Here is a 14,926-nt window from a genome sequence, read left to right on the forward strand (position 1 = left end):
CTGCTCCCCTATTTACTGCATCACTCGACGCACACTGTAGATATCACGAACTCTTTTTACACGTTCGACCACTGATTGTAAGTGCTTTGTATTCTGTATACAGAGGCGGATGTGAATCGAGGCAATCCCTCGTTTTTCATCCCCTTTCGCATTAACCGCTGACAAGGTTGTTTTGGTATCATAAACAGCTTGTAAAACATCATTGAGTAAGCCTTCTCGATCAAAACCTGTCACTTCAATATCGACATGGTAGGAGTGTACAAGTGCACCATCCCATTCAACAGAAATTCTACGTTCATCTGGTACAGCCGTCAAATTATTACAGTCAGTACGATGAACCGTCACGCCCCGACCTTGTGTCACATATCCAGTGATATCATCACCAGGTACAGGGTTACAGCATCGAGATAACCTGACCAACAAATTGTCAATTCCTTTTACACGTACACCCGAATCACGATTACGATGAGGCATTGTTTTTACTTCAGGTAATACAATCGGCTCGTCCACCTTTAAGCCATCTGTAAGTCGGTGCACGACCTGTGCTGTTGAAATGCCACCATAACCGACTGCGGCGAATAAATCCTCCGTATCTTGGAAGTTAAACTTTTTAGCCACTTCGAGTGTACGATCCTGAGTCAGAACATCATTGACTTCAAACTCGTTTTTAGTCAAAAGAGCCTCGACCATTTCGCGGCCTTTTTCGATGCTTTCCTCACGTCGCTGTTTTTTAAACCAGCTACGTATTTTACTGCGAGCATGAGATGTTTTTACAATTTTAAGCCAATCTCTACTAGGACCATAGCTATGTTTGGAAGTTAAGACCTCGATTCGTTCACCAGTATTCAGCTTATAATCGAGAGGAACAATCTTGTTATCCACCTTGGCTCCAATACATTTATTGCCGATCTCTGTGTGAATTCGGTAAGCAAAGTCAAGAGGAATGGATCCTTTTGGTAGTTCAATCACATCTCCTTTAGGTGTAAAGACAAAGACCGCATCAGAGAACCAATCCCCTTTTAAACCTTCCACAAACTCTTGGGCATCAATCGTTTCTTGTTGTAATTCCATCATTTCACGGAACCACTTCAACTTATCTTCAAAACTATCTTCTACAGTTGCCCCTTCTTTGTAAGCCCAATGAGCAGCGATCCCGTATTCCGCAGTACGATGCATCTCTTTGGTACGAATCTGAACTTCAATCGGTTCTCCTTTGGGACCGATCACCGTCGTATGCAAAGATTGATACATATTGGTTTTAGGCATGGCGATATAGTCTTTAAATCTTCCTGGCATCGGCTTCCAAATGGTATGGATAATCCCTAATACAGCATAGCAATCGCGTACTGTATTGACAATTACCCGAACAGCCATCAAATCATAAATTTCATTAAACTCTTTGTGTTGCTTAACCATCTTTCTATAAATGCTATAAATATGCTTGGGCCGACCCGAGATATCTACTACATTGACTTCCATCTCTTCAAGACGGAGGCGTAAGGCTTTAATCACTTCCTCTAGGTATTGCTCTCGTTCTGCCCTTTTCTTTTTCATCAAATGAACAATTCGATAATACTGTTGGGAATTCAGATATCTAAGCGCAATATCTTCTAACTCCCATTTAATTTTAGAAATTCCGAGTCGATGAGCGAGTGGAGCAAAAATTTCTAGGGTCTCTTTGGACTTTTCACGTTGTTTGTGTTCAGGCATATGCTTGAGAGTTCGCATATTATGAATCCGGTCAGCCAACTTAATCATAATAACGCGGATATCTTTAGCCATCGCCACAAACATTTTCCGATAGTTTTCTGCCTGATGTTGTTCATTGGAGTTAAACTTGACTCGTTTACGAAGTTTGGTTACCCCATCAACTAGATGGCTAACCGTTCCCCCAAACTCCTCTTCAATCTCTTCTAAAGTCACGTCTGTATCTTCAACAACATCATGAAGTAAACCAGCAGCTAATGTGGAAAGATCCATATGAAGTTCTGCTAAAATCTCTGTCACAGCTACAGGATGATTGATAAAAGGTTCCCCAGATTTGCGCACTTGTCCTTCGTGCGCTTGCTTCGCAAATTGATATGCTTTTCTGAGTTGCTCCACATCTTCTATCGATAAATACTCGGATGCTTTTTGTATCATGTGCTCAAACGGCATAATCGATCACATCCGTACCCTTTAAATGATTTTCCTCCTATTATCACCCAATCATATAGGATTGTAAAGTAAAGACCTCTTCGACCGAAGTTGTAGGTTGGTATCTTTACTTAGCAAAAACACAAGTTATTAGGAATATTTTTTCTCTCCAACCCACCGAGGAGAGGAGAGGTTTCTCTGACAAGATACCTTTACAGATCTGCAGTGAGACAGAGAAACAGCGCCGCCCACGGGATCTAGATCAATTTACTCATATAAAGTCAATACTAAAAAGAAGTCGCTGGATCAACCAGCCACTTCTTTTTTTATTATTTATGTTTACGCACTTTCGAGCGCCCGAATGAAAAGCCCATGGTACGCTTCCGTATTTGAAAACAGATCAAAGACAAGATAATTGCTGCAATGGTAACCATCACATAATGAAAAACCTCGTCTTCAGTCTTAAAAGCCATAATAGGTCCCACAATGACTCCACCATACGAGACAATTTCAAATGAATAAAGAAGCCATTTGAGAACTTTCATCAGATAATCACGGATATGAAAAGCATCAGAACTAAATAACTCTCGAAATAAAAGAAATACTAAACCAGCCATCCATAAAAAAAGCGTAAATAGACCAATCGTTGCAAACCCTGATACTGTTTCAAAAGATAGCTTTTCAAAAAACTCCACTCACTCTTTCTCTCCTATTCCTAAAACTTGATAACTCCAGTTTAATAATAAATGATAAAACCTTCAAAAGGCAAATAGACTTTTCTGAATAACAGTCTTTTTAATCATATTAGCTTTTTAGACTAGCTAAATTCAATGAAACTCTTTAAAAATTTTTCCTTTCTACATAGGTTCACTCATTGCCTTATCACAAAGAAAATTGTAATGACAATATTGACAACGCTCTCCTGGAACTGCTGTCCAAGGCTGGGTCAAATCGAAAGATCGAAGCCACTCCACACTCTCCCATAATCGCTCTTTAGCCTCTCTCATCCACTCTTGATCAACCGGAAAAGTATACTTGATCCCGGGCTTTAAGAAAAGGAGTGTCGCTTCATCAGGAAGAGTCCCCTCAATCTGTTGAATCGCCAAAGTGTATAACTGCAACTGTGGTTTATATTCATGAGCCAATGCTTCAACTTGATCATTGGTGACTTGATCCGTTTTATAATCAATCATTTGACAGGAGCCTGTAGACGGTCTCAGATATAGGTCAATCACCCCTGTTACTTGTAATCCTCCTAATGGAAGCGAAAAAGGAAGTTCAGTGAATACTTGGTCAGGAGCTAGATGAGAAAGTTCTTGGGCAATATCGCTTTCAAGAAAACAGCTGATATATGGAGCGATCTCCCTTTCTGCCTGTTCTTGAATAGGATCAGGAACCTTAAATTCTTCCCACACCTGTGTCAATAAAGGAGTCCAGTCGTTCATTTTTTCTTGAGATAGACTCCATAACTCAATCACACGATGAACAATGGAACCTTTCGTTACTGATGACAAAACATACTGTTTTCTAGGAGGAATATTATCTTGATCTTCTTTGATTTCTGGGAGACCGAGTCGATGACGATAAAAGTATTTACGAGGACAGTTGAGCAATGACTTCCAACTAGTCACGTTAATCTCTAACAACTCATCAGGACTTATTCCTTGAGAGTGTAACATTGGAGCCACATCAGGAAAAGTCTCCATGACCAATGGCTCTTGGTCTACCTCTTCATCACCTGACTTCTGAACTTTTGGACCACTATCCTGTACAAATAACTCATCCATCACATGGATCGGTAAACAAGGATCTCCAATCTCCCACTTGTTTCTTTCCCGATCGATTTGGTCATATGAAAAAATACCATCCAACCATTTACTCCACTTTCGCTCATCTTCAACAGTTTGGTTTTCTTTCAAACGATCCGGAATTCCACTAAAGATCAAAAGTTGTTCTGCTCGTGTGGCAGCTACATAAAATAGCCGAACAGACTCTTCCCATTCCAAGCGTTGCTCACGCTCTTTGGCCTGACGAAAACGTTCAAACTCAATTTTAGTTCCATACTCATCCTTAAAGGAAGTGACCAATCCCATGGAAAAATCTACTTTTAAATCAGGCATCCGCAATGGATTGGAATAAGACAAATCAGGTACTACGACGATCGGAAATTCAAGCCCCTTGGATTGGTGAATAGTCATGATCTTAACACTATTACTATGTTCATTTTCGACTGAAGCCTCTGTTTCAATCTGTTGCTCCTCCATAAGAAGGTCAATCCGCTCTAAATAATGATGGATCGAATAAGCTTCAAACCCTTTTAACCCTTTCGCCTGTCGAATCAACTTTTTCAAGTTAGCTACACTTTGTTTCCCTCTAGCAGTTGCCCATAAAACAGCTAGATAACCACTCTCTTCTAACAATCGTTCCATGAGGTCTGGAACGGTCAACGCACCCACCCATTCTTGAGCTTGACTGTAAAAGTGAGCGAACTGATCCAACTTCCTTTTTTCCTCTTCTCTGATCTCTGAGTTCTTGATCCAATCTTGAAATGAACCCTGCCATTGAAACTGCATGACTAGTTGAAACAATGCTTCATCAGATAAGCCACAGAATGGGGATCGTAATACTCCTACCATCGACAATCGGTGATCAGGATCAATCAATAGTCGCAGGAAATGAAGGAGATCTAGTACCTCTTGCCGATCATAAAAACCTCTTCCTTTTACTACATGGAAGGGAATTCCCCAGCGGTTAAATTCCTTTTCATAAGTTTTCACATGAGTCATAGCTCGAAAAAGAATCGCAAAATCTTTATACTTCCCTTTGCCTTCCTCAACTAACTGTTGAATCTGTTGAGCAATCAATATCGCCTCAGCTTCATGACGATTCGCTTTTTCTGGTAGCTCTTTGGGATCAGGAACAGCGATAAAGTGGACAACCGAATTTAGGTTCTCTTGCTCTTTCATTTCTCTAGCCTTGATTTCAACAAAGTAGTTCGGAGAAGCACTTTCGGATGACATCAATTGCTGAAATAACCGATTATAAAAATCAATTAATGCGGGATGTGAACGAAAGTTTTGGTTTAATTCGACAGGTTGACCTCCTTCATCAGTGATTTCTGACAACGTTTGATGAAACATGGATACATCTGCCCCGCGAAAGCGATAAATCGATTGTTTGGGATCCCCAACTACAAAACGTTTTCCAGGTGCGGCTCTTCCCTGTTCATCTTTAGTGATGAGATCAATCATTCGTTTTTGTAAATCATTTGTATCTTGATATTCGTCCACCATCAAATATTTGATTCTTTGTTGAATCTCCTGGCGAATCTCATCATGATTCTCTAATAACTGACAAACTCGCCACTGCAATTCATCAAAATCTACGCCGCCCTGCTTTTGCTTTGATTGCAGGTAACGTTGGTGGATTTGTGCAATTACATCAAATAGCGCTTCTAACAACTCATGCTCATCTTGTAAAAAATATCGTCCATGTAGATCTTTCAGATATTCACCACACAACTCTTTACAACGACCAATCGTCTCCTTAATCTCTGAATCTCTTCCCCAATTACCTCCAACCCCATCTGAACCACATAAGGCTTCTAATAGAGCCATTTGTTCAGGCAGAGTCGTTCGTTGATCCCATTGCTCCCTTAAATCACTCCATCGTTCCCGAAAAGGAGGAACTTTTTTTAATTTCTTTTTAACCTGACACAAGAAATCAACACATTGGAAAATCGACTCTTGAATCTGAACATGTTCACGTTCACGGTTAGTTAAATCTTCTTCCGCCTCCTTCAGATGCTGAATCGTGATTTGCTTCAAATCTTCAGGAGTCCAACCATGTGTGGATAACTCTAAATAAACTTGGGTAAAGTGTTGAATCGCCGCATTCATACCAACTCCAACTAGCCATCGCTCCAATTGACTCCACTGAGAATCTGGAAGCGACTGCTTAAGAAAAAGCTCTCTCAGTGTTACCTGAACGGCTTCCTTCAATAACCAGCGAGACTCAAAATCTTCCAAAATCGTAAAATCAGGGTAAACTCCCGCTTCAATCGGATATCGTTGTAATATTTGCTTACAAAATGAATGAATCGTCATGATACGAGCTCGATCTAACTCTGTAGCCAGTAGATACCAAGCTTCTGCTTCTGGTTGGTCAACTTCCATCTCTGTTTGGTAACGACTTAATAAGCCATTACGAATCCGTTCTTTCATTTCGGTCGCAGCTTTTTCTGTAAACGTGATCGCAACAGTTTGTTCTAATATATGAGGCTGAAGATGATGTTTTTCACAAATATGAAGATATCGTTCTACCAGTACACGCGTTTTTCCAGATCCAGCTCCTGCAGTCACGATACAGTCAAAGTCTAGCGAATCCACAGCTCTCTGTTGTTCAGATGTTAATTGAATTTTGGGTTTAGTCGTCATTTTTCTAAATCCTCCTTTCCCTTAGAAGAGACATACTCACTGACACGACAGATCGTGCGGTATGCACAATGTTGACAATCTAGATCTGGCCACAAAGGCTCTACCGTACCAAATCCTTGCTCTATTTGCTCCACTTTTTCTAAAATCCGATGACGTATGTAGTCTTGCACCTCCTGCCATCTATGCTCATCTAAGCGCGAACCAACCCGGTTACTAATCCCAATCCGATGAGCCAACTCTTTACGCCACAATCCAGTATTCCGATTATCCTTGGATTGGATTGATTTTCCCGCTGTATAAAACGAAGCACCCATCGCTTTTTCGGGTTCCAATTGAAATCCTTGTTCAAGAGCCCACAGGTATAGGGGAAGTTGAAGCTGTTTCCCACTTCGTACTAGCTCAGAGTTAGGGGGATTCCCGCTTTTGTAATCATAAACAGCATAAAACCCCTCGGAGTCTAGATCAACACGATCTATCTTTCCTTTTAATCGAATCGAACGTGTCTCTGCAAGCGGGATCTCAACAGGAGCTGTTTTAGATTGCATATCAAGCAATCCCAATGATTGACGAAGCATATCGATCGGTAATCCAAAAGATAATTCCAAATAAGTAGGTGGCTGAGTATACCCTGTTTCTTGTCGCCAACTAATTTCATGCCTCCAAAAGGAAAATATTTTCTGTGTCACTCGATGTTGATCGATACACAAACTTAATGGATCTCGAGGGATCGGAGAGGATGCAACTCTTTGCGCCACTTGTTCTTCCACCAGCTCTAAAAGCCGTTGGTAGGTTTGCTCGTCATCCAGAGAGGTAAGATCCCCTTGTCGAAACTCATGCATAGACTGACATAAAACATCGTGCAAAATGTTTCCTTCTTCTAAGGATGACAAGCCTTCTGTTGGGGCTGTGGCTTCACGTAATCCCCAAAATTGACTAGCCGTAAAATGAAAGGGACAACTCACAAGCTGATTTAATTCAGTAGCACTCCAAACTTTCTTCTCAAGTAGTTCTTGCACTTTTTGAATGAGATTCATGTCTTCAATTCTTCCATCAAATCGAGTCAATGTAGGGAGCTGCCTTTCTTGTTCCACTTGAATCCGATCAAGAAGTGATTGCCAAGACTCTGGAAATTGCTCTGCATACGTTTGATAGACTTGCTCAGCACGACTTTGATCTGGTTGAGTCTGCGATTGATATTTATGGAACACAGCATATTGAACCCCACTCATCATGGAGTGACAAGCATCCCATAAGAGGGTGGCAATTGGCTCAAAAGAGTGATCATTTTTTATCAGTGATTCTTTCGTAAATACAGCAAGAGCTTCTTCAAGATAAGAAGAAGGAAGTTGCTTCTTACCATCTTCATTTGAGGTAGAGTAAGAGAAAACTAATAATTGTTTCGCTGCCAACATACTCATAAAAAACGGCATAAGCTGTCTTTGTCTTAACTCCCACGAGAGGTCAAGCCAAACTTCTTCTTCTCGTAATCGTAGTCGCTCTTGGTCAGGCAGTAACCAATTGTCTGAATAAGCTCTTGGCCAATTTCCTTCTTCACACCCTAATACAAAAACGACATCAAATTGATCACCACGTAGCCGCTTGGCATCTAAAAAATAAATACCACTATGTAATTCGGGTTGAACCGTCACTTCCACCTGTTCCGCCAATTGAGACAATATATCTAAAAAATGAGTGCGGTCAATCGGTTGCTGAGCCGTAGAAAATCGATTCATCCATTCCCCAGCTTGTACCATCTGTCGCAACTCCTGCCATCCATTCATCTCTGCTGTTAGCTCGGAGAGACGTGAAGCATCTTTCCCCATCTCTTGCCATCGTTTTTTGTTTTTTAGAGGACGAATCCAATCTACAAACCAATCTAACCACTCTAGCCAGGTTTGTCTTTCTGGAATCGATTCAAGCCATAGAATCAGTTGCTCCAATGCAGAAAAAGCTTCCAACTCGGTCAATGGACTCTCTAAATGATCTTCCAACAACATTTCTTGTCTCACTGTCCAAGCCTGAGCTAAATCCTCTTTCTGTGCTGGACAACCCAATACTTTATATAAACGGAGTGTCTCCTGTCTCTTCGTATACAAAGGTTCAAAATGAGGCTGCAAAAGGAGAGGTTCAAAACAGCCCTGTCTCCCCATCCGTACAGAAAAGGCTGCTTTGACCGTTTGAAAAAGTGAATGATCACTTAACTTTTTTGTTTGTCTAGTTCTCACTGGAATGCCTGCTTGAGCTAATTTTTTAAATAAGACTGGAGCATAACGTTCCATCTCTGTGGTGATAACAGCCACTTCTTTATGGAGATGTTCAGGCTCTTGCAACCAACGTTTAAGCCTTGTTACCATCAGTTCCACTTCGGCTTCAATGCCAGAAGCAACAATGACCTCGATTGTAGAATCAGCGTTTTTGATCTCTGGAGCCGTGAAGAAGGCCTGCTCTGACAGATGAATCAAAGACTCTTTTTTAAGAGAGGAAATAATTTTTCTTGATACTGGGTTTACTTGAAATAGGGGTTGTAATCGTCGCACTAAAGGTTGAGTAAGATCATTCAAACGGGGGCGATTTTCATCCCACATTAAATGTAACTCTACGTGCAATCCCGCACTAACTAATTGCTTTAATAATTGCTCTTGCAAGAAATTAGCGTCATAAAAGCTCTCCAAAACCACTCGATCAGGTAACATTCCCAAATCTGTTTGAGTTCTTAACTGAGTCATGATGTCAAGATAGGGCTGTTCATGATCTGTTAATCTATACTGATCCAAATAGGCTTGATATCTGTCATAAATAATTGCCAACTCTACCCATTTATCCCCTTTTCCACTCCATAAACGACTTAATCGAGCCGGTAAAACTCCTGCTCTTTTAAGTTCTCCAATCACTTTTTCAATTGAATGAATCCATTGATCTGTCTCACCGATTAAAGAGGAGAAATAAGTCAGTAATTGTGTAGATTCCAATTCGGCGACCACTTGTTGCACAATCCAATGTTGCTCGACAGGCGATAAGAAATGACGGTCATCCTGCTGACTAATCTCCCTTACGAATTGGTCAAAAGTCCTCCACTGAACATGTTTAGCTTGCACTTTTTTTCGTAAGTCTCGGACTTGACGATGACTTGGCAATATGTACACAGTTTTGATTTCTTCTGTATCCATTGAGTCATCATAACCCATACCTAGAAAGGCTTGAGAGACGGGATGTAGATAAATCTTTCCTAACAATAGCTCCACTCCTTTGCTTAACTCTATATCAGCCATTTGATCTAAATTCTATCAGATTGTTGTTTCTCTACCTCACTTTCGAGTTGTGATCAAAAAAATCTTGCACCAGACAAACATCTCTTCCCCTTGGTTAAAGTGCCAACGCCCTCAAGTAATTTTGTAAATTAAATTTTTTAGCTGAAATTACCACGTATATGAGTCGAATAGAGAGAGATCTTATACTTATCCTTTACTAATAGGAGGTAAAAAGCAATGGGCAAAAAAGAGATGAAAGCAAAGCCAATCCCCAAAGAATCGACTGATACTGAGTTCGCTTCTGAATTTCAGTTTTCTACAGAAAGTAATGAAATTACTCACTCCATTAATGAAGCGTATAGCCAAATCGGCCCTCGAAAACGAGATCTAGAAAAGTAATTTTAGAGAATAATGCTCCATAGCTATGGAGCATTATTCATAGTACATTCATTTTTAGACTCTATATGTCATTGCATATTTTCAAATAATGACATACACTTTTGTTTATAATGTGGCGAATTAGGTCAACTAAAAAATGCCATCTTTATTTTAATTATCCATTTTCCTTCCTTTTTCTTATTTCTATTTTTACATATAGATCTTAAGCTTTTGGATGAATGTTGAACCAGTAAAATTCGTCCTCTTTTTATATCTATTTTCATTGAACGGGGGTTCTTTTTATGCAAGGCATTAAATCCGACTTATATGAACGTATTGGTGGCGAGCAAGCAATCACAGCAGTAGTCAACGAATTTTATGGACGACTCTTAGAAGATGATCGGATTAGTCACCATTTTGAAGGAAAAAATATGCGGAGACTGATGCTAAATCAAATCACCTTCTTTATCAGTTATGCAGTTGGAGGTCCCAAACGTTATACAGGTGGAACACTTCGTCGGTCTCATGAAGGTTTAGATATTACCTTTGACGAGTATGAAATTTTTCTGAAGCATCTAAGTTCATCTTTTCGTAAGTTTAATGTACCAATTGCAGATATTGCTAAAATTGAAGCTTTTGTCCGCACTTTAAAACCTCATATTATTGAGAAATAAAGCAAGATAAATGCCCAGTATATTTATATACTGGGCATTTTCTAAAATCATGAATGCATTCGAACCTTGTGATAGGTGATTCCTTCTTCCTCCAAAATCTTCCGCTCCCGGGTATGGCATGTACAGATCAAAATCTGATGATTCTCGCCTAAACTTCCCAATGCACGGAGCGCTTCCCTTAATCGGTCTTCATCAAAATGAACAAAACAATCATCCAGAATCATAGGTAAACGGATGGAGGGTGAAGTATTTTTGGAAAAAAATTGAATAAGACTTAACCGTAAAGCAAAGATCATTTGATCAATTGTTCCCCGACTTAATCGATCAATCAGATGGTTTTCGCCTGTTTCAGGAGTAGTTACACTTAGAGTCAATCCCTTACTTGGATCGATAAATAGTTCTTGATAGCGCCCATGGGTAATTCTTTGAATCCAATGAGAGGCATGTGGTTGAAGTCGTGGAGCTAAGTGACCTTGAAGATCCTCAGTAGCCTCACGAATCAATTCTTTTGCCAAGTGACAAGCATTTCTCTGCAATTGTAACCGATTCATCTCATCTTTAAGTCCAGCCAATTCCCCTTTAATGACAGGTAGTTGGTCCACTCGACTCGCTAAACTCTTCCATCTACCTTCACTTTGGTCATACTCTTCCTTGATTTGCTTTTCTTCTTCGCTTAATCGTTTTTTCTTATTTTTGATGTTGAGAAATTCCTGATGCCAATCGATTCCTGCCAATTCTGCTTCTATCGTTAACTTTTGTATTTCCAACTGTTCAAGTTTTATTTGCAACTCTATGATCTGTCGCTTCCAGTCTTCTTCTTGTTCCACTTCTTGCTCTTCTTCAATCGTCTGATGAAGCATATGAAGCTGTTTCTCAAGGGTTTGGATCTTCGCTGTCTGTTCTGCCCAGTTGCCAATTTCACTTATATCAATCGTTTTATAATGAAGAAGCCATGGCTGAATGGATTCTTCCCATTCCTTAGCTTCGATCCGTAATGTCTCTATCATTGTCAACTGACTTTCCAAATCCCTTGTTGCAGAACGAAACTGCTCTTTGATTTGTAAAACATGCTCTTGAAAGTCACATAAAAGTTTCTTCCACTCAACTCCAAAAGGAGGCAGTTTTTCCACATAAGAGCCCAACCATTGTTCAAGTTCCGTACGGATCTTTTGCTGTCTCGCTTTATTTTTAGTTAGCTGCTTTTGCTCCTGTTCCCATTGAGAGAGTTGATTATATTTGTGATGTAGAGAAGAAATCGAAGAGGTTTGCCACTTCTTATACACCATTTGATCTTGCTCCCGAATTTGTTGCATCTGTTTATTAAATAAAGTGATCTCTGTCAACAATGGCTCAACCTGCTTCAGATGGTTTTTCTTATGTGACTTCCTTTCAGTCGATGTTTGTCTCCATTTCCAAATAGCAAATAAGGTCCAGAGCAGTGGAACGACCGATACCTCTAGGAAAGAGAACAAGGCAATGACAGTAGCGATGACACCTAGTCCGCTTCCAATCATCCAAGGTAAGGTGGAGTGAACAGACTGAACATGATTCATTTGCTCTAAAGCTTGTTCAACCTTCTCCTTGTTCAGTTGAATAGAAGTATAGGTCTCTTCATTTTGACTTAGTTGACGGAGATCTTCTTCCAGCTCGTCCAACCGAAAGTTTTGATTCGACCCTATTCGATTTCTTAAATCACTCTGTTCAGCTTCAGCTTCCAATCTGATGTATTCTTCCATTTGGATTAATGGCTGATGAAGCGCATCGTGCTCCAGTGATTGAACCTTTTCATACGATCCCCTTAACTCTTCCAACTCCGAAACTAACTCATTTTTTTGCTTATTGGCTTCATCTAATTTCTCACGAACTTTTTTCAATTGATCTAGTTGTTGCGTTAATCTCTGTACATCTACTTCTTGAACCCGATGAGGTGGCTCCAACTCTTCAATTTGCTTCTGAATGGCGATCCTCTTCTTGAGGTTACTTTTTAGTTTTTCCTCTTTTTCCGAGATCGATTGGCTTTGTATTCTTACACTTTCAAATTGCTCCATACACAAAGCTAACTTGCTTTGTAATTGACTTTTTTGTTCAGCTTGTTGCAGTCGTTGATCAACCTGAGCCAACTCCTGCTGAAGTGAAGCCAACTCTTGACCTTTTTGTCTCCAGTAATGTTTGTCTTTAATATATTGCTCGTAGTCCTGTTCTAATTGTTCGCATTCACCCATCAATCGTTGATGTTGTGCAAAGATTTTCCCATACTCTTTCTTTTGAGAGCTTTTCGTCCCGATTTCTTGAATCTCTTTTTCTAAAATTTGAATCGCTGAAGAAGTTTCTCCACCTCCACCATGACTCACCAAAGATTTTAATCGTTCAACCACTTGTGAATCCTTATTTTTGGGGTTATATAGTGAATCTGATGTCAAAAATGAAATTCGGTGCAGTTGCTCTCCTGAAAGCTGAATCTGTTGTTCTATAAAACGACGATTCTTTTTAGTCGCATCCATACTGAATTGATCCGTAATATCTTTTCCTTTTGCTAGGTGAATGATTTGCTCACGATCTTTTGGAAACTTTAAGTGCCTTACAATTCGATACATTTCCTCTTGGATCTGATACTCAATCATTCCTCCATATTCATCTGTCTGCCAAGGGGTATAAGGATTTACCCAGTCTGCTCGTGTTCTTCTTTTAACATCTTCCTTCACAGGGCCAAACCATAATGCATGAATGCCCTGAATAAATGTAGACTTTCCAGACTCATTTTTTGCTTCAATAATATTAATTCCATCTTTAAATTCAAATTTCTGATTCACTAAACAACCAAATCCACGAAATTTGACTTGTCGCAATTTCATGTTGCTATCTCCCTTGCATATAGAGCTTCTAACCCTTTCCTTAATGCCAACTCATACTCTTCACGTTCTACATCTGTTTGAGCATGAGCTAAGCGCTTTTCGACTAAGCGAATAAAAGCTCCAATCACATCCGACTGTTGCCGAAGATAATCGAGATCAAAGTCAGGTAGAGTTTCATCTTCCCAAACAACCGAATAAAATCCCAACTCCTCTAGTTGTTGGGACAACCAATGACATGTATCTTCAGATAGCTGTAAATGAATCGAGCGTCTTCCACTCAAAACAAACCGATGATAACTCTCTTTAGATGAAGATTGGGTCTGTTGCACGATCTCATCTCGTAAAGTCTCTACTGTCTCATAACCACTTACATCAATGAAGTGTTTTTCATAGGTTCGAGTTTGAATCGGGATTTCTTCGATCCGAAGACTTTCATCAGTCATTTCTCCAATGGTAATCGTACGTGTACCAGTTTCTTTCCAACTAAGGGCTTCAGGTGAACCTGGATATCGGACAAGAGTTTTACGCCGATTCTCGAGGCGAGTTTCATAAGCTTTATGTATATGACCAAGAGCGATGTAATCCATTTCTAAAGGAGCTAACTCATTTTTCCTAAGTGGGAAATATTCAGATGATACATGATCTTGAGATGAAAAGTCCCCATGTACAACCATAATTTTCTTCCCAGTTGAGTGAACTTGAGGAGGTGCAATCCACTCAGGCTCTCTAAATTCAGTAAATCCACGACCATAGATATGTAAATCATATTCTGGAAATGAGATACTTTCCCAATCTCCCTGAAAAATATGAACATTCTCTGGCCATTGTTCTGAAGCATAGACAGAATCCTTACGAAAAGGATCATGGTTACCTGGAGAGATCAAAATCTGTGTGTCGGCAATTTCTTTAAAACAAGTTTTGACAAATTCGACAGTGGATGGTGTGACTGAACCGTGTTCCAGAAAATCTCCAGCAATGAAGAAAAATGGAATATGTCGATCTTTGATCAGGGAGATTATTCGTTGAAAAGTTTGCCGATGTTCTTGTCGTCTTTGTTGAACATGTGTAACTCTTTTCATTGGTTCATCTAGGTGCAAGTCAGCCGTATGCACCCAAGAGATGGGTTTCACTTCTATTTTCCCTCCTATATTTATGAGCCATTCTAATCACATATAGAGCCAAATTCCGGTGGAATAGCGTTA

At 39.9% G+C, this 14,926-nt stretch carries 8 protein-coding genes; 2 read left to right on the forward strand and 6 right to left on the reverse strand.

Annotated elements, in window-relative coordinates; genetic code table 11:
* Positions 1 to 12 precede the first annotated feature (12 nt).
* The 4 genes from EDD58_RS07775 to EDD58_RS07790 all read right to left on the reverse strand — a co-directional run bounded on the left by EDD58_RS07775 (position 13) and on the right by EDD58_RS07790 (position 9,805).
* Positions 13 to 2,157, reverse strand: coding sequence for a RelA/SpoT family protein (locus EDD58_RS07775; RefSeq protein WP_131924293.1), 2,145 nt, complete (start codon positions 2,155 to 2,157; stop codon positions 13 to 15).
* 308 nt (positions 2,158 to 2,465) lie between these two features.
* Positions 2,466 to 2,831, reverse strand: coding sequence for a hypothetical protein (locus EDD58_RS07780; protein ID WP_131924294.1), 366 nt, complete (start codon positions 2,829 to 2,831; stop codon positions 2,466 to 2,468).
* A 162-nt stretch (positions 2,832 to 2,993) separates the two neighbouring features.
* Positions 2,994 to 6,572, reverse strand: coding sequence for a UvrD-helicase domain-containing protein (locus tag EDD58_RS07785; RefSeq protein ID WP_131924295.1), 3,579 nt, complete (start codon positions 6,570 to 6,572; stop codon positions 2,994 to 2,996).
* Positions 6,569 to 9,805 carry a PD-(D/E)XK nuclease family protein gene (locus tag EDD58_RS07790; protein WP_165875869.1) on the reverse strand — a complete coding sequence of 1,079 codons (3,237 nt, stop codon included), beginning with the start codon at positions 9,803 to 9,805 and terminating at the stop codon, positions 6,569 to 6,571. The genes EDD58_RS07785 and EDD58_RS07790 overlap by 4 nt, the downstream gene beginning before the upstream one ends.
* 252 nt (positions 9,806 to 10,057) lie before the next feature.
* On the opposite strand from EDD58_RS07790, the gene EDD58_RS14825 reads away from it, so the two are divergent.
* A complete protein-coding gene (locus EDD58_RS14825) occupies positions 10,058 to 10,219 on the forward strand; it encodes a hypothetical protein (protein WP_165875870.1) in 162 nt (53 codons plus the stop codon).
* Positions 10,220 to 10,500: 281 nt separating this feature from the next.
* Positions 10,501 to 10,872 carry a group I truncated hemoglobin gene (locus EDD58_RS07795; RefSeq protein WP_131924297.1) on the forward strand — a complete coding sequence of 124 codons (372 nt, stop codon included), beginning with the start codon at positions 10,501 to 10,503 and terminating at the stop codon, positions 10,870 to 10,872.
* A gap of 47 nt (positions 10,873 to 10,919) precedes the next feature.
* Here EDD58_RS07795 and EDD58_RS07800 read toward each other — a convergent pair whose 3' ends face one another.
* Entirely contained in the window at positions 10,920 to 13,724 is a 2,805-nt protein-coding gene (locus EDD58_RS07800; RefSeq protein ID WP_131924298.1) for an AAA family ATPase, read from the reverse strand.
* On the reverse strand, positions 13,721 to 14,854 hold the full coding sequence (locus tag EDD58_RS07805; protein WP_131924299.1) for a metallophosphoesterase family protein: 1,134 nt from the start codon (positions 14,852 to 14,854) through the stop codon (positions 13,721 to 13,723). Before EDD58_RS07805 ends, EDD58_RS07800 begins: the two co-directional genes overlap by 4 nt.
* Positions 14,855 to 14,926: the final 72 nt, after the last annotated feature.

It is taken from the genome of Hazenella coriacea, from assembly GCF_004341825.1.
In the GTDB taxonomy this organism is placed as follows: Bacteria; Bacillota; Bacilli; order Thermoactinomycetales; family Thermoactinomycetaceae; genus Hazenella; species Hazenella coriacea.